Source organism: Leptotrichia rugosa (genome assembly GCF_041200005.1).
GTDB lineage: Bacteria > Fusobacteriota > Fusobacteriia > Fusobacteriales > Leptotrichiaceae > Leptotrichia > Leptotrichia rugosa.
Genome location: NZ_CP165644.1, coordinates 1,343,329 through 1,365,898 on the forward strand (window position 1 = coordinate 1,343,329; position 22,570 = coordinate 1,365,898).

23 protein-coding genes are annotated in these 22,570 nt (G+C 29.6%); 4 read left to right on the top strand and 19 right to left on the bottom strand.

Annotated elements, in window-relative coordinates; genetic code table 11:
* Positions 1 to 523: 523 nt before the first annotated feature.
* The 4 genes from deoD (at position 524) to rnmV (ending at position 3,520) form a co-directional block, all read left to right on the top strand.
* Positions 524 to 1,234 carry a purine-nucleoside phosphorylase gene (deoD, locus tag AB8B22_RS06595; protein ID WP_369710517.1) on the top strand — a complete coding sequence of 237 codons (711 nt, stop codon included), beginning with the start codon at positions 524 to 526 and terminating at the stop codon, positions 1,232 to 1,234.
* 9 nt (positions 1,235 to 1,243) lie between these two features.
* The gene (locus AB8B22_RS06600) at positions 1,244 to 1,393 is read left to right on the top strand and encodes a hypothetical protein (RefSeq protein WP_172826466.1); all 150 of its coding nucleotides are present in this window, start codon (positions 1,244 to 1,246) and stop codon (positions 1,391 to 1,393) included.
* A 30-nt stretch (positions 1,394 to 1,423) separates the two neighbouring features.
* Positions 1,424 to 2,896 carry an aminoacyl-histidine dipeptidase gene (locus AB8B22_RS06605; RefSeq protein WP_369710518.1) on the top strand — a complete coding sequence of 491 codons (1,473 nt, stop codon included), beginning with the start codon at positions 1,424 to 1,426 and terminating at the stop codon, positions 2,894 to 2,896.
* A 72-nt stretch (positions 2,897 to 2,968) separates the two neighbouring features.
* Entirely contained in the window at positions 2,969 to 3,520 is a 552-nt protein-coding gene (gene rnmV, locus AB8B22_RS06610; RefSeq protein WP_369710519.1) for a ribonuclease M5, read from the top strand.
* A 93-nt stretch (positions 3,521 to 3,613) separates the two neighbouring features.
* Here rnmV and hpf read toward each other — a convergent pair whose 3' ends face one another.
* The 19 genes from hpf to AB8B22_RS06705 all read right to left on the bottom strand — a co-directional run bounded on the left by hpf (position 3,614) and on the right by AB8B22_RS06705 (position 22,489).
* The gene (gene hpf / locus AB8B22_RS06615; protein WP_094080217.1) at positions 3,614 to 3,934 is read right to left on the bottom strand and encodes a ribosome hibernation-promoting factor, HPF/YfiA family; all 321 of its coding nucleotides are present in this window, start codon (positions 3,932 to 3,934) and stop codon (positions 3,614 to 3,616) included.
* A gap of 104 nt (positions 3,935 to 4,038) precedes the next feature.
* Positions 4,039 to 4,524 (bottom strand): GNAT family N-acetyltransferase, encoded by a 486-nt coding sequence (locus AB8B22_RS06620; RefSeq protein ID WP_369710520.1) that lies wholly within the window; start codon positions 4,522 to 4,524, stop codon positions 4,039 to 4,041.
* A gap of 79 nt (positions 4,525 to 4,603) precedes the next feature.
* Positions 4,604 to 5,329: an endonuclease/exonuclease/phosphatase family protein gene (locus AB8B22_RS06625; RefSeq protein ID WP_369710521.1), complete on the bottom strand. Its 726-nt coding sequence runs from the start codon at positions 5,327 to 5,329 to the stop codon at positions 4,604 to 4,606.
* A gap of 515 nt (positions 5,330 to 5,844) precedes the next feature.
* Positions 5,845 to 6,354 (bottom strand): DUF1439 domain-containing protein, encoded by a 510-nt coding sequence (locus AB8B22_RS06630; protein WP_094080214.1) that lies wholly within the window; start codon positions 6,352 to 6,354, stop codon positions 5,845 to 5,847.
* A gap of 308 nt (positions 6,355 to 6,662) precedes the next feature.
* A complete protein-coding gene (locus AB8B22_RS06635) occupies positions 6,663 to 7,949 on the bottom strand; it encodes a TIGR00341 family protein (RefSeq protein WP_369710522.1) in 1,287 nt (428 codons plus the stop codon).
* A gap of 131 nt (positions 7,950 to 8,080) precedes the next feature.
* Positions 8,081 to 8,596: a DUF1439 domain-containing protein gene (locus tag AB8B22_RS06640; RefSeq protein WP_369710523.1), complete on the bottom strand. Its 516-nt coding sequence runs from the start codon at positions 8,594 to 8,596 to the stop codon at positions 8,081 to 8,083.
* A gap of 140 nt (positions 8,597 to 8,736) precedes the next feature.
* Positions 8,737 to 11,562 carry an excinuclease ABC subunit UvrA gene (gene uvrA / locus AB8B22_RS06645; RefSeq protein ID WP_369710524.1) on the bottom strand — a complete coding sequence of 942 codons (2,826 nt, stop codon included), beginning with the start codon at positions 11,560 to 11,562 and terminating at the stop codon, positions 8,737 to 8,739.
* Between the two features lie 18 nt (positions 11,563 to 11,580).
* Complete coding sequence (locus AB8B22_RS06650; RefSeq protein WP_369710525.1) at positions 11,581 to 12,120, bottom strand: DUF2716 domain-containing protein; 540 nt, start codon at positions 12,118 to 12,120, stop codon at positions 11,581 to 11,583.
* 115 nt (positions 12,121 to 12,235) lie between these two features.
* Positions 12,236 to 12,688 (bottom strand): bactofilin family protein, encoded by a 453-nt coding sequence (locus tag AB8B22_RS06655; RefSeq protein WP_314080893.1) that lies wholly within the window; start codon positions 12,686 to 12,688, stop codon positions 12,236 to 12,238.
* Positions 12,689 to 12,718: 30 nt separating this feature from the next.
* A complete protein-coding gene (locus AB8B22_RS06660) occupies positions 12,719 to 13,597 on the bottom strand; it encodes an ABC transporter permease (protein ID WP_068157324.1) in 879 nt (292 codons plus the stop codon).
* Between the two features lie 55 nt (positions 13,598 to 13,652).
* Positions 13,653 to 14,732 carry an ABC transporter permease gene (locus tag AB8B22_RS06665; RefSeq protein WP_231724692.1) on the bottom strand — a complete coding sequence of 360 codons (1,080 nt, stop codon included), beginning with the start codon at positions 14,730 to 14,732 and terminating at the stop codon, positions 13,653 to 13,655.
* Complete coding sequence (locus tag AB8B22_RS06670; protein ID WP_314080889.1) at positions 14,719 to 16,257, bottom strand: ABC transporter ATP-binding protein; 1,539 nt, start codon at positions 16,255 to 16,257, stop codon at positions 14,719 to 14,721. Before AB8B22_RS06670 ends, AB8B22_RS06665 begins: the two co-directional genes overlap by 14 nt.
* 46 nt (positions 16,258 to 16,303) lie before the next feature.
* Positions 16,304 to 17,365, bottom strand: a complete 1,062-nt coding sequence (locus tag AB8B22_RS06675) for a hypothetical protein (protein WP_094080208.1) — start codon at positions 17,363 to 17,365, stop codon at positions 16,304 to 16,306.
* Between the two features lie 30 nt (positions 17,366 to 17,395).
* Positions 17,396 to 19,177, bottom strand: coding sequence for an excinuclease ABC subunit UvrC (gene uvrC, locus AB8B22_RS06680; RefSeq protein WP_369711934.1), 1,782 nt, complete (start codon positions 19,175 to 19,177; stop codon positions 17,396 to 17,398).
* 169 nt (positions 19,178 to 19,346) lie between these two features.
* Positions 19,347 to 20,225, bottom strand: coding sequence for an RNase adapter RapZ (rapZ, locus tag AB8B22_RS06685; RefSeq protein ID WP_094080207.1), 879 nt, complete (start codon positions 20,223 to 20,225; stop codon positions 19,347 to 19,349).
* 385 nt (positions 20,226 to 20,610) lie between these two features.
* Positions 20,611 to 21,204 (bottom strand): DUF4291 domain-containing protein, encoded by a 594-nt coding sequence (locus AB8B22_RS06690; protein WP_369710526.1) that lies wholly within the window; start codon positions 21,202 to 21,204, stop codon positions 20,611 to 20,613.
* The gene (locus AB8B22_RS06695; RefSeq protein WP_021746559.1) at positions 21,201 to 21,758 is read right to left on the bottom strand and encodes a hypothetical protein; all 558 of its coding nucleotides are present in this window, start codon (positions 21,756 to 21,758) and stop codon (positions 21,201 to 21,203) included. Before AB8B22_RS06695 ends, AB8B22_RS06690 begins: the two co-directional genes overlap by 4 nt.
* A 5-nt stretch (positions 21,759 to 21,763) precedes the next feature.
* Positions 21,764 to 21,919: a hypothetical protein gene (locus AB8B22_RS06700; RefSeq protein WP_369710527.1), complete on the bottom strand. Its 156-nt coding sequence runs from the start codon at positions 21,917 to 21,919 to the stop codon at positions 21,764 to 21,766.
* A 54-nt stretch (positions 21,920 to 21,973) separates the two neighbouring features.
* Positions 21,974 to 22,489: a hypothetical protein gene (locus tag AB8B22_RS06705; protein WP_369710528.1), complete on the bottom strand. Its 516-nt coding sequence runs from the start codon at positions 22,487 to 22,489 to the stop codon at positions 21,974 to 21,976.
* Positions 22,490 to 22,570: the final 81 nt, after the last annotated feature.

Sequence of the window (22,570 nt, forward strand, 5' to 3'; positions counted from 1 at the left end):
TTTGGATAAAATTTATTATGGATTTCTTTTTTTGCAAAAAAACTTATATATAAAAAGTATAACAAAAATTTTGATATTTTTCAAGAAAAAAAACTTTAGAGAATCTGAATATTTTTTTATTTTTTTAATTAAAAGTTTATTTTGCCAAATAACTTATTTAAAAAAATTTGATTTTCATAACTTTTATAGTTTAATTATTATATATTATTATATAAAAGTGATAAAAAATAGGAAAATCAACTTATGCTTTTAAATTGGACGATAATTTAAAATCTGGCTTTGAAAGCATCTGTGATAAATTGGGAAACACTTCCATTTTTTTACTATAGCATCAAAAAAAATTAATTCAAAGAAAAAAAGCATAAATTGACTTGTCACAGGGAAACGATTATTTTTATAGTGAAAAAAATCAAGAAATTAAAAAAATACTAGAATAAAATAAATAATTTGATTTTTAAATCCAAATATTGTAAAATACAGAGACATACTACTTTAATAGATATAAAAAATTTAGGAGGTAAAAATGGCTACACCACATATTGGGGCAAATAAAGGAGATATTGCACAAACTATATTACTACCAGGAGATCCACTTAGGGCAAAATATATTGCAGAAACTTTTTTAGAAGATGCTGTTCAATATAACAATGTTCGTGGAATGTTGGGATTTACTGGAACTTATAAAGGGAAAAAAATCTCGGTTCAAGGGACTGGAATGGGAGTTCCTTCAATTGGAATTTACTCGCATGAACTTATTTCTGAATTTGGAGTGAAAAACTTAATCAGAGTTGGAACAGCGGGGTCTTATCAAAAAGATGTAAAAGTGAGAGATGTTGTACTTGCCATGTCGGCTTCAACTGATTCAGCTATCAATAGACTTAGATTTAACGGAGCAGATTACGCACCAACTGCAAATGCCGAAATGCTTTTTAAAGCGTATGAAATTGCAAAACAAAAAGGGCTCAATGTAAAAGCTGGAAATGTATTTACAAGTGACACTTTTTATGGAGATGACCCTAACGCTTGGAAAAAATGGGCAAAATTTGGAGTGTTGTGTGTAGAAATGGAAACTGCACAACTTTACACAACCGCTGCAAAATTGGGAGCAAACGCACTAACAATACTCACAATAAGTGATTCGTTTATAACTCACGAAGTTACCAGTGCTGAGGAAAGACAGACAACATTTAACGACATGATAAAAGTTGCACTTGAAACCGCAATATCGCTTTAAGGAGAAAAAATGGAATTTTATAAAAGACTGATTATAAAAATTTTGGAAAAAAGTTCGGTTGGATCTGACAACAGACTTTTAGAAAAACTAAAAAGTGGCTATGATTTGACTCAAAGAGAAATGAATGAATTAGAAGAATTATTGGATAGTATTTTATAGCCAAAATTATAAAAAAGGCAGGAATTTAAAATGGAATTAGAAAATTTATATCCTCAAAAAGTTTTTCACTATTTCAGTGAAATTTCAAAAATACCAAGAGGTTCAAAAAGAGAAAAAAAAATCAGTGATTTTCTTGTAAATTTCGCAAAAGAAAGAAATCTTGAAGTTATACAAGATAAAGCATTAAATGTTTTAATAAAAAAAGAAGCCACAAAAGGCTACGAAAACTTTTCTCCCCTTATTTTACAAGGGCATATGGATATGGTCTGGGAGAAGAACAAAAATACTGACTTTGACTTTGAAAATTGTGGAATTGAACTTGCTGTAAAAGATGGATTTTTAACAGCGAATGGAACCACATTAGGCGCTGATAACGGAATTGCTGTTGCGATAGCTCTTGCAATTTTGGATAGTGATGATATAGCTCATCCAGCACTCGAAGTTATTTTAACAACTGATGAAGAAGAAGGAATGACAGGAGTAAATAACTTGGATTTTAGCCTTTTTTCAGGAAAAACTTTAATTAATCTAGATACTGAAGAATACGGTCAAGTGTATGTAAGCAGCGCAGGTGGAGCTAGAATTGAAAATGAGTTTAACCTTATCAAAAAGGACTGTGAAAATGATGATACAGTTTTCTCAATCGAAGTAAAAGGCTTAGATGGAGGGCATTCTGGGGCTGAAATTCATTTGGGGCTTGGGAATTCAAACAAGATATTAAATGAGGTGCTGTATCATTTAAACAAAAGATATTTTATGGAATTAATTAACTTTGATGGCGGTGAAAAAACCAATGCAATTCCTCGTGAAGCGATATGCCATATTAGCGTAAAATTAGATGAGCCGGGACATAGACTTGAAGAATTGGCAAATTTAGCTTTTAAAAATATTTTAACTGATTTTGGTGTAATTGACAAAAACCCAGTTTTAGAAATAAAAAAAATAGGCAACGTTAAAAATTTCAAAAAAATATCAACCGCTGACACAAACAGAGTTCTTTCATTTTTCCACGAATTTCCAAATGGCGTAATTTCGATGAGCAAAGATGTCGAAAATCTTGTGGAAACATCAATTAATTTAGGCGTTATAAAGTCTGAAGAAATTTCAAACCAATTAAGAATAAAAATTCAGTCGCTACCGAGAAGTTCTGTAAATCATTCACTTGAAAAATTAATCGAAGAAATTAAAGAACTTTGTAAAAAATACGATGTAAAAATGAAAGTTAGCGCTCCATATCCATCTTGGGAATACCGAAAAGATTCAAAAATACGAGAACTTATGATAAATTCATTTAAAAAAATTAATAATTCTGAGCCAGAAATAAAAGCGATTCACGCTGGACTTGAATGCGGAATTTTTGATGCAAATATGGATGTGGACATCACTTCCATTGGACCAAATATTTATGGTGCTCACACACCTGAAGAAAGAATGGAAATAAGTTCAGTCGGAAAAACTTGGGATTTACTTTTGACTGTTTTAAAAGATTACAATATTAAATAATTAAAATTTTGAATTTAAAGTTTGAAGTTTAAAAAAAAAGAAAAAAAGAAGCAAGGAAAAAAAAATAAAAGAATGGAAAAGATCAAAATAAAAGAAATTATAATTGTTGAAGGAAGAGATGACATTACAGCGATAAAAAGGGTTGTTGACGCACACATTATAGCATTAAATGGATTTTCCGCTCTCTCAAAAAAAACAATAAATAAAATTGTAAATTTGTCTAAAGAAAATGAACTGATTTTATTTACCGACCCAGATTATGCGGGAAAAAAAATTCGAGATACGTTAAGAAAATATATTCCGAATATAAAACATGCTTTTATCTCAAGAAAAGATGCAACTAAAAATAAAAATGTCGGCGTGGAAAATGCAAACGACAAAGCTATTTTAGATGCACTGAAAAATTTAATTACGGAAAAAAATGAAAATAACGGTTACACATTTACAATGCAAGATTTGATAGAAAATGAGCTTTGCTCGGGAAAAAACGCTAAAGAACGTCGAATAGAACTGGGAGACTATTTAAAGATAGGCTACTATAATTCAAAACAACTTTTAAACGCACTAAATTCCTTTAGTATCACAAAAGAACAATTTGATTCCGCATTAAAAAAATTAAAGTAATTATTTTTTTACAAAAAATAAAAAAGAACTGTCTCTAATATGAAACAGTCTTTTTTATATATAAATTTTTTTTATTTCAAAGTTTTATTTGAATTAACGAGTTCCTTTTTTGTTGTAGTCTTTTTGTCTTTCTTTATATTTTCTAACTTGTCTTTCCAATCTGTCAGATAATTCATCAATTGCTGCATACAAGTCTTTGTCTTCAGCTTCAATTTTTATTTTTGTACCACTTGCATAAACTAAACCGTCAGCTTTGTGAACTGGTCCTTCAGATTTCGTATCTTCTACAGTCAGAACAACATCGACTTCTGTTATAGCGTCTGAATATTTAGAAATTTTATTAATTTTTTCCTCCGCATATTTTCTGATTGCATCTGTAACTTTAAGTTGTTTTCCGCTAATAATGATTTTCATAAAATCACTCCCTTTCATCTATGTCAATAATATTTTACCCTCAAAAACATAATAAGTCAATAGAAAAATTTAAAAAAAAATTAAATTATCTTTTTTTATTTTTTCTAAAAATCTATTCTCATATCGTACCAAACTGCGCCGCCATGCAAAGATTCTGAAATCCCGTAACTTCTAAATCCAAATTTTTCATAATAATTGACCAATTTTTCTTTACAAGTAAGTACAACTCCTTTTCTTTTCTGTTTTTTTGCATCTTTTATAACTTGTTTTAAAAGTAAACCTGCATATCCATTTTTTCTATATTCAGGCAGTGTATTTATTCCAAAAATCATTTGCCAGTCCCCATTTTTATCATGTAAATTAGGATTTTCGAACATTTCATCTATCAAATTTTTGCTACCCGCTACCATTCCATTCACAAATGAGATTATTTTCCCAAAATCATCTTCTAAAATCCAGAAATAATTTGGATAAACTTTTAATCTTGCCTTAAAATCTTCTTCTGTTGCTGCTTCTTCAGAAGGAAAACACTTTGCCTCAATTTTTGTCAATTCTTTCAAATCGTTTATTGTCGCATTTCTAATTTTCATTTTTTCTCCTGATGTTTTTTTATTCTGTTTTGCAAACTTTTTTATTTATATCTTCTTCTTTTAAACAATCTACAAATTTTTATTTCACGTCAAAAACCGCCATATAAGGCAAGTGATCTGACAATTTTGTCCAATCTCGAGAATTATCATTGATGTAAAAACTTTCTTTTACCTTGTAATTAGCATCTTTCTGAGCCATTATATAATCAATTCTTGCCGTTTCCAAGTCCCTTATCGCTTCGTTTTTGTTTCCATGTAAATCTTTTCCTTCAAAGTAGCTATCATTCCAAGTTTCTCTAATTTTTCCGTAATGTTCTGTCGTTGGTAAAAGATTAAAATCTCCGCACAAAAACTTCACATCTCCTCTAAATTTATTAATTACTGAAAACAAGTCATCCAATTCCTCATGTTTATTATCCATTTTATTGTCCAAATGAGTATTTACAACCAAAATTTTTCTTTTAAATTTCCCTGGACTTAATTTGGCTGCCAAAACTTGTCTTTTTTCCTTGCTTTTTCCCGGCAATTCGTGAATATATATAATTTTTACATCATATTTTGAAATAAAGGAAATTCCATACTCTCCTTTATCAAAATCCATCACTTTTTGAAAATAATAATAATTGTATCCCAATTCCTGTGCCATTTCTTGAGTAACATCTCGAAATTTACTTCTTTTTGTATTTCTATCCACTTCCTGTAACCCAATAAAATCAGGTTTATACTTTTTTATGCTTCGTGCAAGTTCTCGTCCATCAGTTAATCTCGCTCCAAAAATATTATATGTCATAAGTCTAAATTCCATTTTTTTTCCTATCCTTCTTCAAATTTTCTTTTTTTTACAATATTTTTATTTTAATAATTTTTATTTTTTACCAAGAACCCACTTATTATTCCAATTTCAAAAAAATTATGATAATTTTTTTGATTTACGATTCAATATATTTTTTAAATACAATCTAAATAATTTTTTATCTCCATTTTCATCACCCCTTTCAGAAACTTTTCAATATTTCTAAAAATTATCAAAATAATGAAATTTTACATAAAATTCCAATGTTCAAAATAGCAAAATTTTAATTCTTTAAAATTATAACTTAAATTTTTTTATAAAGCAATCTTTTTTTAAATTTTTTTAAATATTTTATTAAATTATATTTTATACAAAATTTATACAACTATTATTATAATTTTAAATATTCTTCTCTATTAATTATACCTTATTTTTCTTCATTTCCCAACTATTTTTGAAATAAAAAAGTACAAAGATTCCTCCTCATACTTTTTTTATACTATAAAAAATTTCCAAAACTAATTTTTTTAAGTTTGCACAAACAATTTTCCGTCTTTTATGTACATATTTTTTACCTTTACTTTTTTGTCCTCATCATAAGTATAAACTTCGTTAGTTTCCAAATAATTTGAAACAAGTGCTTTTAGCGACTGTGCCATGACTGAATCATCTATTTTATTACCTTTTTCATCAGTAATTTTAGTGATGTCTAAATCTACTAAATACAATTTATTTGTTTTTGGATCAAATTTTACTTGACTGTTTAAAAATATTGAACCTTTCGCTTTTCCTGCCAAAAGTGAAACATCATAATCAGCTGAAAAATAAAGTCTATTACCTATAAAACTCATCGCAGGACTTTTAAGTCCAACTTTTCCAAGTAAAAAATTTTTTTCAATTGGAAATTTTTTATTTAATTCCTTTGTAATCATAGAATTTGGTATTCTTAATGTCTTATTTGCCAAGAAATCGCAAGATATAATTCCAGCAACTACAATTACCACAAGAAATATTAATTTGAAAAATGATTTTTTCATTCTTACCTCTTTTCATTTTAAATTAACGCTTTAACATCAGATTTTTTTACTAAAATACAATTTTTTTTAAAATCCTTCTACTCTTATAATACCGTATTTTTTTTATTATTTCAACTATTTTTTATCAATAATTTCATTTTTTTATAAAAAATTTTTTTAGAAAATTTAGCCAGTCAAAAACTCAAAATATTTAAGTTAATTACATTATAAATACTTCTTCAAAAACTTTAAAGTTAATATTCTCTCAATAAAATTTTTAACTATAATAATAATAATAAATTTTTTTATTTTTTTTCAAGTATTTTTTTCTAATTTGATGTTTCTTCATTCATTGAAATAGATTTTGATTTTTCTACAATAATTTCATATTTTTTCTCAGTATTAAACTCAAGATTTTTTATTTTTTCAGAAATTTCATCTGTCATTGTTTCATTCCCAACAACTAAAACAACAAAGTTCTCATTATTATTTGCATCTATCAATTTCCCAATTTTAACTTCACTAATATTATTTGAAAAATTTTTATATAAAATATTTTCAACAGTTTTTAAATCATTTTCCAAAATTTCTTGATTTTTATTTTCAATCGGTAATGAAACATCTTCAGCATTTTCTTTTATTTTTTCTTCGTTCAGATATTTTGATAAGTCCTGTGCTGTTAAATACTTTTCATTGGATAACTGCTGTATTTTTAATTTATAGTTTTTCAATTTATATTTTTCCAGTTTTTTTTCTAATTTCTCAATATCCTGTTTTTTAAAGGCATCTCCTACAATTTTTAAAGTAACAGTTTTATCTTTTTTATTAATAGAATTATCAAAAACATAATGATTTTTTAATTCCCTTGAAATAAATTTTTTTAATGAATTTTCTCTCGCTGTATCTTGAACTAAAGTTGTTGCTGTATATATACTTGGAATAATTATGATTAAACTTACTATATAAAATATTATTTGTTTTTTTATTGAAATTTTATTTCTTGCTTCAAAAATATTTCCAGAATAAACTATCAAACCAACTAATGTTGCTATCATTATAAAAAATACATTTATTATAAACAAATATCCTGCTCCAAGAAAAATTTTCAGATTCCCATGAGCAATCCCAAATCCTACTACACACAAAGGAGGCATTAATGCTGTTGCAATAGCTACTCCAGGAACTACATTTCCACCATCTTCTTCAGTTTTTCCAATTACTCCTGCAGTTCCACCAAAAATTGCGATTAAAACATCCCATAAAGTAGGATAAGTTCTTGCTAGTATCTGTGGTGTTGCATCATTTATAGGGCTTACTAAAAAATAAAAAGTGGAACTTACTACACTTATTAATATAAAAATTCCCAATCTAAAAAGTGACACATAAACTCTTTTTAAATTTCCATTTGATAATCCCAATCCTAGCGACTGAATTGGCGACATTAGTGGCGAAATCAACATTGCTCCAATAATTACTGCAACAGAATTTGTATTTAATCCTATTGAAGCTATAATCATTGCACAAATCAGAATAAACATTGTTTCCTTTGTAAAATCAGAATCTTCAATAATATTTCTTTTTAAAATCTTGTATTTCTCATGTTTTATTTTTTCCATTTTATATTCTCCTTTTGATCTTAAATTTTCTAAAATTTATTTTTCATAATACTTAAAATTAATAATATAAAATAGCTGTAACCATTACCATTTTTCTAAATAAATCTAAAATTTCACTACTTTTATATTTTTTAAGTTTGAACAAATAATTTACCATCTCTAATGTACATATTTTTAATTTTTACATGTTTTTTTATTCTATCTTTATTTTTCTCTTCATGTTCTTCACCATATTTATACACTGGCGTAGTCTCAATATAATTACTCAATAAAGATTTCAACATTTTTGCTTCCGAAGAATCTGCCACTTCCTTACCATTTTCATCTAAAATCTTATCAATCGACAAATCCACTAAATATAATTCTTCTTTATTTGTATCATATCTGACATTTGTACTCAAATACATTTTTCCACTAATTCCACTTCCAACAAGTGAAGCTGAATAATCAGCGTCAATATACATTTTATCACCTTTGAAATCAACTTTAGGATTTTTCAAAGTAACCTTTGCAAACAAGAAATTTTTTGTAATTGAAAATTTCTTATCCACTTTTCCTTGTATTATAGACTTTGGAACACTTAAAGTTTTATTTTCCAAAAAAGTGCAAGAAACTATTCCTAATGCAACTACAAATACTAGAATCATGATTAATGCCAATTTTTTTTAGAAAACTGTTTTTCTTTTTTCCCATTTTTACATCTCCTTTTTAACGTTTATCTTTGTTTATTATATCACACAACAATTAAAATAGTATGAAAAAAAATATGTATTATCTTTTTTAAACACTACAAATACTTCTTTAAAAATTTCCCAGTCCAAGACCCTTCATTCTCTGCAATTTCTTCAGGAGTCCCTTCTGCAATAATCTGTCCACCTTTATAACCACCTTCAGGTCCTATATCAATAATGTGATCCGCAACTTTAATTACATCTAAATTATGCTCAATTACTAAGACTGTATTCCCTTTATCAACCAATCTATTTAATACTTCTAATAATTTTCTGATATCTTCAAAGTGAAGTCCTGTTGTAGGTTCGTCCAAAATGTAAATGGTTTTTCCTCTTGACATTTTTGATAATTCAGTCGCAAGTTTTATCCGTTGAGCTTCTCCACCTGAAAGAGTTGTCGCAGGTTGCCCTAATTGAATGTAATTCATTCCTACATCCATCAATGTTTGCAGTTTTCTCTCAAGTGATGGAATATTTTTAAAAAATTCGTATGCTTCTTCAACTGTCATTTCTAGCACATCTGCAATACTTTTTCCTTTGTACTGAACTTCCAGTGTTTCTCGATTGTACCGTTTTCCTTTACAAACTTCACATTCCACATAAACATCTGGCAAAAAATTCATTTCAATTTTATTGATTCCAGCACCGCTACACGCTTCACATCGTCCACCTTTTACATTGAATGAAAATCTTCCTTTCGTATATCCACGCACTCTCGCATCGTTTGTCTGTGCAAATAAATCACGAATATCATCAAAAATTTTTGTATATGTCGCAGTATTCGATCTCGGTGTTCTCCCAATCGGCGACTGGTCAATGTCAATAACTTTTTCCAAGTTTTCAAGCCCATCGATTCCACCATTTTCAAGTGGATACAATTTCCCTTTATTTAGCCTGTTGTGAAGCTCCGGGAACAATGTCTGATTAATCAATGTCGACTTTCCACTTCCTGAAACCCCCGTTACAACCGTCAAAACTTCAAGTGGAATATGTGCCGTCACATTTTTCAAATTATTTCCTTTTGCATTTTTCAAAACAATTTCTTTCGTCGCCTTTCTTCTTTTTTCAGGCACTTCAATTTTAATTTTTCCGTTCAAATATTGTGCTGTCAATGATTTTTTGTTTCTCATAACTTGTTTTGGCGTTCCTTGTGCTACAACCTTTCCTCCATTGATTCCAGCACCTGGACCTATGTCAATTAAATAATCCGCTTCTCTCATCGTATCCTCATCATGCTCTACGACAATCAAACTATTCCCAATATCACGCAAATCCTTCAAAGTCGCAAGTAACTTGTCATTATCCCTCTGATGAAGTCCAATACTCGGTTCATCAAGCACATAAATCACGCCAGTAAGCCTGCTTCCAATTTGAGTTGCAAGCCTAATTCTTTGCGATTCTCCACCAGACAGCGTTTTTGTCATTCTAGCAAGACTCAAGTAATCAAGTCCGACATTTATCATAAATTTTAGCCGCTCTTTTATTTCCTTCAAAATTTCAGCTGCAATCTGTATTTGTTTTTCTGTAAGCTGAATTTTTTCATAAAAATCAAGTGCATCAACAACGCTCACTTCAGTCAAGTCAATAATACTCTTATCATTAACTGTTATCGCCAACACAACATCTTTAAGCCTTTTTCCGTGACAAGTTTTACAAGTTCTCTCTGTCATATATTTTGCTTCCATCTCTTCTCTTGCTGATTCAGAAGCAGTTTCCTTGTATCTTCGTTCAATTCCATGCACAACCCCTTCAAATCCTCGTTTTCCGTTATAGCTAAAACTGTCTCCGCTCCAAGAAAATTTAAATTGCTTATCACTTCCATAAAAAATTATATCCTTCTCTTTTCGAGTCAATTTAGAAACCTTTTTATCCAAGTCAATTTTATGCGCCTTTGCCATCGCCGTGAATAAATCCCAGTTCCAGCCCTTTTTAGTCGTTGCTCCTGGAAAAACAATTCCACCTTCATTAATTGATAAATTTTCATCTACAATTAATTTATTTTCATCCACTTCCAATCTTGAACCAAGCCCATTACAAACTTCACAAGCCCCATACGGTGCGTTAAATGAAAAAAGTCTTGGCACAACATCTGGAAATACAACATCTGGATGGTCTGGACAAGAAAAATTTTCACTAAATTTGTTATCTTCTCCATTAATATTCACAATTATTTTCCCATCAGAAAGCTCACTCGCAGTTTCAATCGCCTCCGTCAATCGACTCAAAAACTCCTTATTATCCACTTTAAACACAACCCTGTCAACAACAACTTCAATATGATGCCTTTTATTCTTATCCAAAACAATTTCATCACTCAAATCAAGAATATCGCCATTCACTCGAACCCTTTGAAACCCTCTTTTCTGTAAATTCAAAAACAAATTTTTATGAGTCCCCTTTTTATCAATCACAACTGGCGACAAAATTATCATTTTATCCTTTTCTTTCCGAGAACTCATCAAATTATCAACAATTTCCTGAATTGACTGTTTTTCCACTTTTCTATGACAAATTGGACAATGCGCTTCCCCAATATGTGCCCACAAAAGCCGCATATAGTCATAAATTTCAGTAGTTGTACCAACAGTCGAACGAGGATTTTTTGACACACTTTTCTGTTCAATCGAAATCGCAGGAGAAAGCCCTTCAATACTATCCAATTCAGGCTTCTGCATCTGCCCAATAAACATTCTCGCATAAGCCGACAAGCTCTCAACATACCTTCTCTGCCCTTCTGAATAAATCGTATCAAACGCAAGCGAAGACTTCCCACTCCCAGAAACCCCAGTAATTACAACCAGCTCATTCTTTGGAATCTCAATATCAATATTTTGTAAATTATGCTCTCTAGCTCCAGTAATCTTTATTTTGTTGTCTTTCATTCTCTTCAATGTTCCTCTCTAATTTTTCTCCTCAATTAACTTAAATTCCTCTAAATCAGCTTTTTTAAATTCTTCAATCAATTTTTTTCCATATATCCAAACCTTTTGTTGCCAAGGATGTCCTAAATATCCAAAATTAAAATTAACATCAATAAAAAAATAATAATCCCCATTTGGAAAATATGTTGGAAAATATGCAGTATACCCGCCACCCCAGTAGCATTCATCTTTAACTTCTATAATTTTAGGCTCATCTTTAATACGAGGATTATATCTAAAACAAGAATGTTGCCAATCCAATGCATACAATTCCCCATTTTCCTTAGTACATTTCAAAAAAATTTCTGTTATTTTATCCCGAATTTCTTTTTTTAATCCCCAAACTACAAACCCTTTAATTTCCTCTAGATTTTCATAATGATAACTAATATCATAAACTATATATGGTTCTTTAAATTCAAACGCTATTTCTTTTTTATCAACACTAGGATTAAAATTAAATCTATCATAAACTATATCCCAGACTTTATCATATTCTTCATCATCTAATATTACCATTTTTTCGTACTCCAGTCCACAAAAATTTTTACACAAAAAAGTCTGTCCCATAAATTATTTAAAAATCTATGAAACAGATTTTTTAAATCACAATATTTTTACTAAAATACTTTCCTTATAATTCTTTATCTTCTAAAACTTCTACTTTCGGCTCATCCTTAACTAAAGCTACTTTCATTTTCTTGCTTCCTTCAAACATTCCACCTTCCTGAATAACTAATGTTAATGAAGTAATATTCGATCGAACTTTTCCTTTTGAACCGATTTCAACTTTATCAGCAACTATATCTCCAGAAACTTCGCCTTCAATAAAAACTGATTTTGCTGTGATATTCCCTTTAACTCTTCCTTCTGTTCCTACATGAACTAAACTTCCAGCTTTAATATCACCTTCTAAAACTCCATCGATTTGAAACATTGAATTTGTCTCAATTGTTCCTTTTATTGAAGTTTCCATCGATATTATACTCACTCCGTTTAAATCATCTTCTTCTGAAGTGACAGAACTTGAAGTTACAGACTCTAAATTTTTTTCTTTTACCTTTTTTCCATTATCAAATAATCCCATTTTTCAACCTCTTTTCTAAAAATTTATTTTTTATTTTTCATACGGCAAACCAGATGCCTTCGGCGCTCTAGCTTTTCCAACAAATCCTACTAATGCCAATATTGTCAAAATGTACGGTATCATCGTCAAAAATTGCTGAGGTATTGGAATTCTTGTCGCTTTGGCATAATCAGCAAATGCTTGACCAAAGGCAAATAGTAAACTTGCTAATATTGCTCCAATTGGATTCCATTTTCCAAAAATCATCGCCGCCAATGCGATATATCCACGACCTGCTGACATATTATTTGAAAATGATGGAAGCAGTACAGTTGTCAAATATGCTCCACCAAGTCCTGCGAGTGCTCCCGACAAAAGTACACTTATATATCTTATCTTGTAGACACTTATTCCAACTGTATCCGCTGCAAGTGGATGCTCTCCAACCGTTCTTATTCTAAGTCCTAAAACTGTTTTATACAGAAAAAAATGTGTCAAAATTGCGATTGCGTAAATAATAATTAACATCAGAGGCTGGTTTGCAAGAATTGGATTTCCAGCGGCATCTTTTGCCATTGGAGTACTTCCAGCTGTGTTATATAGTGCCTTTATTAAAAATGAAGTTACTGCGACTGCAAATAAATTTATTGCAACTCCGCTTATAATCTGATTTCCTTTTAAATTTATACTAATTACTGCATGAATTAACGAGATTAAAACCCCTACGGCCATTCCTGCCACAATTCCTAAATATGGATTACTTGTGGCTATATTTACAACTGCTGCGGCAAAAGCTCCACTTAACATAATTCCTTCAAGACCAATATTTACAACACCACTTCGTTCTGAAATACACGCTCCAACCGCTGTTATTAAAATTGGTGGCGCAATAATTATTGTTTGCTGTATTAAATTCCCTATTTCTTTCATTTTTCTTATTTTTTCCTTCCTTTTAAATTTAAATTTTAATATTTAAAATTTTTAGTTACTTTTTCTTTTTTTTTATAAAAAACTTAAATAAATTTTCTGATGCTACAAATATAATAATTAATGCTTGAATTATATATACAATGTCCTTATCAACTTGATATCTTTGCTGCAACATCTGTCCACCAACTTCAAGCGCCGCATAAAAAATTCCCGCAACTAAAATTCCAAAAGGATTATTTTTTCCAAGTAAAGCCACCGCAAGTCCAGTAAAACCGTAGTCTCCCATAATTAACTCTGTATAGGCATACTGGGATGCTCCACCTAAAACTCTTTCCGCACCACCAAGTCCAGCACAAATTCCTGCGATTCCCATTGCTAAAAACATTATCTTCTTTGGATTAATTCCAGCATTTTCAGCGACTGTTTCACTTTGTCCAACAGCTTTTATCTCATAACCTTTTTTCGAATATTTGAAAAAGCAGTAAAGTGCGATAATTAATAAGATTGCCAAGATAAATCCAAAATTTAAATTTTGTTTTGTAACTTTTGCAAAAAGCAGTGGAAGTCTTGCATTTTTCACAACTTTTACAGTTTGAGGAATCTGTGATAACGGATCTTTTAACGGTCCATTTATCAAAAAATTCTGAATTTCAACAATTATATAATTTAACATTATTGTACTAATTACTTCATTTACGCCAAATCTAGATTTTAAAAACCCTGCGATCCCCGCCCAAATAAATCCTGCAACCATCGCAACAATTATTACAATTACAACATTTCCCAAAAACTGATTTTTAAACGCAACAGCCCAAAATGCTGCAGTCAGTCCTCCAGCAATCATTTGCCCTTGCATTCCTATGTTAAAAAGTCCTGCACGAAAAGCTACCATTGCCGACAGTGCCGAAAAAATAAGCGGTGTCGCTATAAATAAAGTTTTGGCAAGTCCACTAAAAAATGGTGAACGAGGTGAACTCTGATAAAAAGCTGCCTTTACCATATCAAAATATGCCACAAATGGATTTAATCCTTTTGAAATCATTATTATTCCACCGATAATTAGAGCAATAAAAACTGAAACTATTGTTGGAATAAAATCTATTATTTTTGATTTTATCTCATTACTTTTCATCATTTAATTTCCCTCCTGCCATTAATATCCCAATTTTTTCCGCTGTTGCTTCACTTCTGTTCAAAATTCCTACAATTTTTCCTGAATACATAACTGCAATTCTATCGCTTAATGCCATTATTTCCGATAATTCAGCTGAAACAACCAAGATTGCTTTCTTTTTAGTTTTTTCCTGCAAAATCGTGTTGTGTATCATTTCAATCGCACCAATATCGACTCCTCGGGTTGGCTGTGCCGCAATTATAAACTTATTTTCCCGCTCTAATTCCCGTGCAACTACGACTTTTTGCTGATTTCCTCCAGAAAGTCCGCCAAATTTAATTTTCCCGTTATTCGGACGAATATCATATTTTTCAATATATTTTTTAGTTTTAGCTTCAATTTCTCCATAATTCATCAAAAACCCTTTTGAATATTCATCTTGAAGTCCAAGCGCCATATTTTCTTCCATGGTAAAATTGTCAATTGCGGCTCTTTTATGTCTGTCTTCTGGGATATGTGCAAATCCCGAGTTTTTAATTTCCTTTGGCGTCTGATTTTCCAAACTCTTATTTCCTATCGAATATTTTCCATCATCAATCTTTACAAGCCCAGCCAGAGCTTCAATTAACTCAGTTTGTCCATTTCCTTGAACTCCTGCAATTCCTAGAACTTCTCCTTCCCTTATTTCAAAAGAAACATCGCTGACTTTTTCAATTCCATCTTTTCCGCCCTTTTTATCTTTTACAGTTAAATGTTCAACTTTTACAAGCACATTCCCAAGTTTTACTTCAGGACGCTTTACTTCAAACAAAACGACTCTTCCAACCATAAGATTTGCAATTTTTTCTTTAGTTGCTTCACTTGTTGCAAGTCTTCCAACATCGCTTCCTCTTCTGATAACCGTGATATTATCCGACAAATCCAGCACTTCCTGCAATTTATGCGAAATAAAGATTATAGTTTTTCCTTCTTTTACCAAATTTTTCATAATTTCATAAAGCTCTTTTACTTCTTGCGGCGTAAGTACGGCACTTGGCTCATCAAATACTAGAAGTTCTGCTCCTTTAAACAAAACTTTCAAAATTTCTATTCTCTGTTGAATTCCAACCGATAAATCTGAAACTTTTGCGTCAGGATCAATATTTAAACCATATTTTTCAGAAACTTGCCGAACTTTTTCCCTAGCTTTATTCAAGTCAAAAAATATTCCGCCTTTTTTTGGCTCAAATCCAAGCACCATATTTTCTGCAACCGTTAAAGTGTCAACTAGCATAAAATGCTGATAAACCATTCCAATTCCAAGTTTTGCTGCCATTGTTGGACTAATTATTTCAGTTTTTTTCCCTTTGTAAAAAATCTCACCTGAAGTCGGTGCATAAAGCCCATTTAATATTTTCATAAGTGTTGACTTTCCAGCTCCGTTTTCTCCAACTATTGCGTGAATTTCCCCTTTTTTAACCTTCAAGGTAATGTCATCATTTGCAACAATTTTTCCACCCAAAAATTCCTTTCGAATATTTTTCATTTCCAAAATATAATCACTCATTTTTCCTCCTGTTAAAATTATTTCATTCACAAAATTTACTTATTTTTTAGAAAAAATCTGAAACATAGTAATTAGAATCAGTTTTCAGCAAATCCAAAACTTCAATTGGTTTTTTCACAACATTAATTTTATAGTCTTTGTAATAATATTTCGGCTCCTTTCCACCAATAAACACGACTGTGTTATCTTCATTAAACATATACCCATGATAATCACTATTTTCCAAAAGTAACGGCGTTCTTTTCAACTTTAGCTTATTTTTTGCAAGTTCTTCTATAATATTTTCAGGAAAGCCCGTCAAATAGACATTTTTTTCCATCTCTGGCAAAATTGCCTGATCTTCCAATTTATCCGAAATCACAACATCTTTATCAAACTTATAAATTGAGTCATCTTGCAACTTTCCAATTCCTGAATTTTCATAACTTTCTTTTATAAAATATTCCACTTTTGACTTTTCAAAATTTTCAACAACTTCTTTCCGATTTTTTTTCAGCTCTTCAATCAAAAACTCCTTGTCCAGCTCAGAATAGACATTGTTTGGATTAAATTTAGGTTTATCCAAAAGCTGATATAACACATAAATTTGTCTATTTAAAAATTCCTGATCAGTTCCAGCGTATTCAGTTGCACCCATTCTACCTGACATCGAAGTTAATTGCTGTCTATAATAGTCTTCCAATGAAGACGCTGGAAGTTCTAAGATTTTTTCTTCATCAGATAAAAGATCTTCTTTTATTTGCTGCATCTCTTCATAAAATCGGCTTTCTAAAAGTAGCGAATATTTTCTAGTTGCTCTTATATTTACAACTTTTGGCTCTCCACTCTTCGTTTTAATCGGCTCAATCCCCTTCAAAAAAGTATTAAATTCATTAAAAAATCTATTTTTCCCAAATAAATCACTTGGATATGTTATTTCAAATAATTTTATCTCATATCTTCCAGGAATCACTTTTCGCATTTTTTCTTCTCCATCAATGTTGACTTTTACTTTTTTAAATTTAGGTTCTTCTTCACTAGCCCATTTAATTTCTTTTTTTATTTTATCAAACATTGAAAAACTAATCAGACTGCAGCCTAAAAGCATAAGAATTATTCCTTTTTTCAAAATTTTTCCTCCTTTTAAAATTTTCAAAAATTACAGTTTTTCTTTAATCAAAATTGCCACATTTTCTGGAACAACTTCCATAAGTTCTTCAATTTTCGCATTTTTTATATTTTTTATTAATCCAAATTTTTTAATCAATTCTTTTTTTCTTTTCGGTCCAATTCCCAAAATACTATCTAGCGCACTTTTAACATTTCTTTTACTTCGCAATTTTCTGTGGTGCGTTATTCCAAATCTATGTGATTCATCTCTAAGTCTTTGTAAAATTTTCAAAGTTTCATCGCTTTTCTCAAAAATATATGGCTCACTCTCATAACTTTTAAAAATTTCTTCTTCTCTTTTTGCAATACTGATTATATCCAAATATTCAAATTTTTTCAATTTTTCCAAAACATCTACCGCAATTCCCAGCTGTCCTTTTCCCCCATCAATTAAAATCAAATCAGGCAATTCTTCCATGCCTAATTTAGAATATCTTCTTGTAAGAGCCTCTCTCATCATAGCAAAGTCATCTGGCGTATCTTTTACTGTAATCTTAAAATGTCTGTATTCCTTTGGCGTAACTTCTCCATCAATCGCAACTGTCATCGCAGCAACAGCATCAACTCCCTGAATATTGGAAATATCAAAGCATTCAATCCTATGCGGCATTTTTTTTAATCTAAGTTTTCTTTTTAAATTTAATAATCCTTCACGCACTAACCGTTTTTTTCTGAAAAACTTTTCCACTTCTTCATTCAAGTTCAAATATCCCATTTCTAAAAGCTGTTTTCTGCGACTTTGAATTTTTGGAAAATACATCTTAATTTCCTTCTTTTTCTCAATTTTAGCCCATTCTTTAATAAGTTCTTCCTTTTCCAAATATTTTTCATCAAAAATAATATTTTTTGGAATATTTCTTTTTTCATAATAAGCTGTAATCAGGCGCTCAAAAATATTTTCTTGATTTCCTGCGACTTCTTTTATAACAATATGATTTTTCCCAATAATCTTACCATCCCGCACATTTAACACGCACAAAAATATATTTTCCAGTTTTTGTGTAAATACAAATATATCTTCATCTATTTCACGGCTGTATTCAATAATCTGAGTTTGCAGCATTTTCTTTAATACGGTTATTTTTTCCCGCTCGACAATTGCCCGCTCAAATTCCATATTCTGGCTTAGCTCATTCATTTTATTTTCTAGCCTTTTTAATACTTCATCACTATTTCCAGAAAGAAAATTTTGAAAATTTTTAACATTTGTATTGTACTCAGAAGAAATATTTTTAAATTTACAGGGAGCAGGACAAGTTTTCATATGATATTTTAAACATGGTTTAGTTACTTTGTCCATATTTCTAGCACAATCCCTTACAGGAAATATCTTTATCAAAGACTTTAGCGCAAAATAAATTCCCATTGGATATGGTCCAAAATATTTTGCATTTTCATTTAATTTTCTTGTACTTCTCACGACTTCTATTTTAGGGAATTTTTCTTTTGTAAATTTTATGTATGGATAAGTTTTCTCATCTTTTAACAAAATATTATATTTTGGCATATTTTTCTTTATAAGATTATTTTCTAAAATAAGCGCTTCAACTTCAGTTTTACAAATAAAAAACTCAATATCTTTTATATTTTTCACGAGTTCCAGCGTTTTCGCATTATGCGACTTAATATTCATAAAATATGACTTTACTCTGTTTTGCAAATTTTTTGCTTTTCCGACGTAAATTATTTTCCCCCGAGAATTTTTCATCAAATAAACTCCAGGATTTTTAGGAATATCCTTATATCTTACAGGTGAAGTTATCTCTTCCATCTTTTGCCTTTCCAATTTTTCAAATAAACTTATTTCATTCCCAGATAATCCCCCGATTTCTTCACTAAAAAATATCAAATTTTTTCATTTTTTATTTAAAAAAAATTTTTTACAAAACCACAACTAAAATTTAATTTTAAATTTTAATCCGAATTTTTTATTATAAAATTTATTCAATTTCTGTTTTTTCTCCAACTTCCCTATGGTATTTACCAATTTTATAATCTTCTCTTTTTGTAAGATCTTCAAAAAGTTTATTTACAAAAGTTACAGAACGGTGCTGCCCTCCAGAACATCCTATTCCTATTCTAAGATGTGATTTTCCTTCTTTTTCATAGCAAGGTATCAGATAAATAAGCATTTGCAATAGCATCTCATAAAATTTTTGACTTTCAGAAAGTCCCATCACATAATTTTGAACATCTATATGATTTCCAGTTTTTTTCTTTAAATTATCAATATAATAAGGATTTGGAAGAAATCTCACATCAAACATCAAATGTAAATCTAGTGGTATTCCGTACTTAAATCCAAACGAAGTTAAATTTATATTTATTTTTTTCAATTTTCCTGAAAACTCTTTTTCCAAAAGTTTTTGTAAATCTTTTACTTTAAGAGTGCTAGTATCAATTACCAAATCCGCTAAAGACATAAAATTTTTAAGCATTTTTCGCTCTGCCTTTATATTAGAAAGCAAAGTATCGTACAAATTTAACGGATGTTTTCTTCGGGACAACTCATATCTGCTAAGCAGCACATCGTTTCTTGCATCCAAATAAATCATCGTATGGGATATTTCTTCTTCGTCTAATATTTTCAACTGCTCTGTAAGCTGTTCCATAAATTCCTGATTTCTCACATCTATCACAACAGCAACTTTATTTCTTTTTTTGCTGCTTAAGAAAATTTCATTCAAATATTGAAAAAGATTTATAGGAAAATTGTCAATACAAAAATACTCTCTGTCTTCAAAAAAGTTAATTACTTCCGATTTCCCAGCTCCACTCATTCCTGTTATTATAATAAGTTCTTTTTTTATTTCTTCCATTTTTTACTTTCCTTTCAAATTTTTAATTAAATTTGTTTTCACTCTCAATTCTATTATATCAAAAAATTCCTATCTTTTGAAAAAATTCTTAAATAAATTTATTAATTTTTGATAACATTTTACATATTTTAATTATTATACCACATCTAGTATCAAATATAAATATTTTTTCTAATATATGGATAAAATATGCAAGAGTAAATGTCATTTTTTATGAAATATATTGTTTTAGTTCAATATTATACATTTCATTTGAATTTTTCCCATCCAAAAGTTTTCACTCAACCTTTAAAAATCCTTTTTTTAAGGAAAATTTCAATATTTTACAATTTTTATTTTAAAAAAATCAATATTTAAAAATAACCGCTGTCTTTTACAACAACGATTATTTGGAAGTATAATTAAACAATATATATTTTTTCTCTTGAGGAAGTATAGACTCCGAAAAAGTTCCATTTTGAATACTGTTTCTCATCTCAATAACTTTATCAGTTATATCCGTTATATTTACAATCCACTCATTTATATATTTTTTCACCATTTCTCCCTTTATGCCTAACTGTATCGCCCTTCTTCCTATTGGATTGCCATAAATATCCCTGTCCGGATCCCATTGACATCTTACTTCTGAATTTTCCAATTTTTCTTTCCATTCTTCCTTAGATAAATCAGAAACTTCTCTAAAAGATGAAAGTACAGAATTTTTCACTATTTCATCAAATCCTTCCCTTTTCAGGTCAATTGCCAGTATTCTTTCCTGTCCTTGTTTAGTAGCCCAGCCGCTTCTGTACATCATCCAGAGAAACGACGGTTTTATCCAAGTCATTCTGTTTAAACTGAACTTACTTCCAAACTTTCCTAATTTTAAAGCCTCATCTGCTATTTCATTGTTATATGCCTGATAAACTCTTATCGTCTTTTCATCAAATACTGCATAAATATTTCTTTCCTCTTCTTTTTTCATAATTATTCCTTTCATTCAACATCCTTATTTGTAAAATTATGTCTGTTTAATTCTCGTTTTGCTGATTCTCTTAATTCTTCAGTTTCATTTAAATTATTAGCCAAAAGTTCCAATTTTTCTTTTGATTTAGGAGTATTTATTTTCCCTAGTGCATGAATACATTTTCTAGCCATTGCAATTCCCCCTTCATATCCTTCAAACTGATGTGCCAATGCTAAATAATACACCCATTCTATTGTTTTTGGTGAAGCTATATCTTCAAATGCACCTGCTATATTTTCATGGTCATAGTGCCAATCTCCTGTTATAATTTCCTCAATACAATCTTTGATTTCATCAAAATCTATTTTTGAAGAAAAAACTAAAGAAAAGACTAAAGAAGAATAATACATCATCATATCTCCATTTTTTAATGTACAAGCTTCTTTTAATTTTTCCTTTGCAATTTTAGGAACTTCTCTTCTATATCTGATTTTTTTTAATTTAAATTTTTCTAAAAACTCATCATCAGTCAATTCTTTATTATACCATTTTGATAATAATATAATTTCCTTAAGATATTTGTTCATAATTATTATTCTCCTATTACTTTATAGTCTATGATATTATTATTAAATATCTCCAGTGCTTTTCTATCTTCTTGTCCTAATTGTATATTTATTTGTCTTTTTTCTTCTTTAAAACGTACAAATTTATATCCCCAGCCAGAACTTTTTTCAGGCATTGGCATATCAGGATACTTATCTTTAACAACATTATCTTGAGTGCAATTTCTCTTTCCTAATTAAGATAATTTATACATTTCAAATGTATCTTCAACATGTTCTCGTATAATATCTTTATCACTTTTAGCCAACAATTTAAGTTTTTCTTTTGCCTCTTCCGTTCCTATTGCTCCTAAAGCATAGCAACATTTTTCAACTAATTGACAGTATTCGTCATCACGATATTTTTTAAAATCTGAAATTGCTAATTCATAAAGACATTCTACCGTAGACGGTAACTCCATTTCCATGAAGTAAATAGCAATATCCTCATGTCTCCAATGCCATTCTTCTTTTGAAATCTTACATAAGATATTTATGAACTCCTCAGAATACAAATCAAATGTAAATATTAACCAAAATAAAATATCTGATTTTGTTTTATCTTTAAATAAATAGACTTTTTCTAGTTCTTCTTTTATAAATTTTATATCATCAATAAAATAATTTTTTTTTAATTTATTTATTGATATTTTTTTATCTAAATATTTTTCTAGCAAATTTTTAGCTTCATTAAAATCATTTATTTTTTCCATTATGAATATCTCCTTGTTTAATGTTTATCTGTTTAATCCGTTGATTAAATATTTCTAAACCACTACCTTTACCTAAATTTA

What these genes read in the sequence shown, in the direction of transcription:
- deoD (WP_369710517.1), top strand. Translation starts at nt 524, where the DNA reads ATGGCTACACCACATATTGGGGCAAATAAAGGAGATATTGCACAAACT.
- AB8B22_RS06600 (WP_172826466.1), top strand. Translation starts at nt 1,244, where the DNA reads ATGGAATTTTATAAAAGACTGATTATAAAAATTTTGGAAAAAAGTTCG.
- AB8B22_RS06605 (WP_369710518.1), top strand. Translation starts at nt 1,424, where the DNA reads ATGGAATTAGAAAATTTATATCCTCAAAAAGTTTTTCACTATTTCAGT.
- rnmV (WP_369710519.1), top strand. Translation starts at nt 2,969, where the DNA reads ATGGAAAAGATCAAAATAAAAGAAATTATAATTGTTGAAGGAAGAGAT.
- hpf (WP_094080217.1), bottom strand. Translation starts at nt 3,934, where the DNA reads ATGAAAATCATTATTAGCGGAAAACAACTTAAAGTTACAGATGCAATC.
- AB8B22_RS06620 (WP_369710520.1), bottom strand. Translation starts at nt 4,524, where the DNA reads ATGAAAATTAGAAATGCGACAATAAACGATTTGAAAGAATTGACAAAA.
- AB8B22_RS06625 (WP_369710521.1), bottom strand. Translation starts at nt 5,329, where the DNA reads ATGGAATTTAGACTTATGACATATAATATTTTTGGAGCGAGATTAACT.
- AB8B22_RS06630 (WP_094080214.1), bottom strand. Translation starts at nt 6,354, where the DNA reads ATGAAAAAATCATTTTTCAAATTAATATTTCTTGTGGTAATTGTAGTT.
- AB8B22_RS06635 (WP_369710522.1), bottom strand. Translation starts at nt 7,949, where the DNA reads ATGGAAAAAATAAAACATGAGAAATACAAGATTTTAAAAAGAAATATT.
- AB8B22_RS06640 (WP_369710523.1), bottom strand. Translation starts at nt 8,596, where the DNA reads ATGATTCTAGTATTTGTAGTTGCATTAGGAATAGTTTCTTGCACTTTT.
- uvrA (WP_369710524.1), bottom strand. Translation starts at nt 11,562, where the DNA reads ATGAAAGACAACAAAATAAAGATTACTGGAGCTAGAGAGCATAATTTA.
- AB8B22_RS06650 (WP_369710525.1), bottom strand. Translation starts at nt 12,120, where the DNA reads ATGGTAATATTAGATGATGAAGAATATGATAAAGTCTGGGATATAGTT.
- AB8B22_RS06655 (WP_314080893.1), bottom strand. Translation starts at nt 12,688, where the DNA reads ATGGGATTATTTGATAATGGAAAAAAGGTAAAAGAAAAAAATTTAGAG.
- AB8B22_RS06660 (WP_068157324.1), bottom strand. Translation starts at nt 13,597, where the DNA reads ATGAAAGAAATAGGGAATTTAATACAGCAAACAATAATTATTGCGCCA.
- AB8B22_RS06665 (WP_231724692.1), bottom strand. Translation starts at nt 14,732, where the DNA reads ATGATGAAAAGTAATGAGATAAAATCAAAAATAATAGATTTTATTCCA.
- AB8B22_RS06670 (WP_314080889.1), bottom strand. Translation starts at nt 16,257, where the DNA reads ATGAGTGATTATATTTTGGAAATGAAAAATATTCGAAAGGAATTTTTG.
- uvrC (WP_369711934.1), bottom strand. Translation starts at nt 19,177, where the DNA reads ATGGAAGAGATAACTTCACCTGTAAGATATAAGGATATTCCTAAAAAT.
- rapZ (WP_094080207.1), bottom strand. Translation starts at nt 20,225, where the DNA reads ATGGAAGAAATAAAAAAAGAACTTATTATAATAACAGGAATGAGTGGA.
- AB8B22_RS06690 (WP_369710526.1), bottom strand. Translation starts at nt 21,204, where the DNA reads ATGAAAGGAATAATTATGAAAAAAGAAGAGGAAAGAAATATTTATGCA.
- AB8B22_RS06695 (WP_021746559.1), bottom strand. Translation starts at nt 21,758, where the DNA reads ATGAACAAATATCTTAAGGAAATTATATTATTATCAAAATGGTATAAT.
- AB8B22_RS06700 (WP_369710527.1), bottom strand. Translation starts at nt 21,919, where the DNA reads ATGCCAATGCCTGAAAAAAGTTCTGGCTGGGGATATAAATTTGTACGT.
- AB8B22_RS06705 (WP_369710528.1), bottom strand. Translation starts at nt 22,489, where the DNA reads ATGGAAAAAATAAATGATTTTAATGAAGCTAAAAATTTGCTAGAAAAA.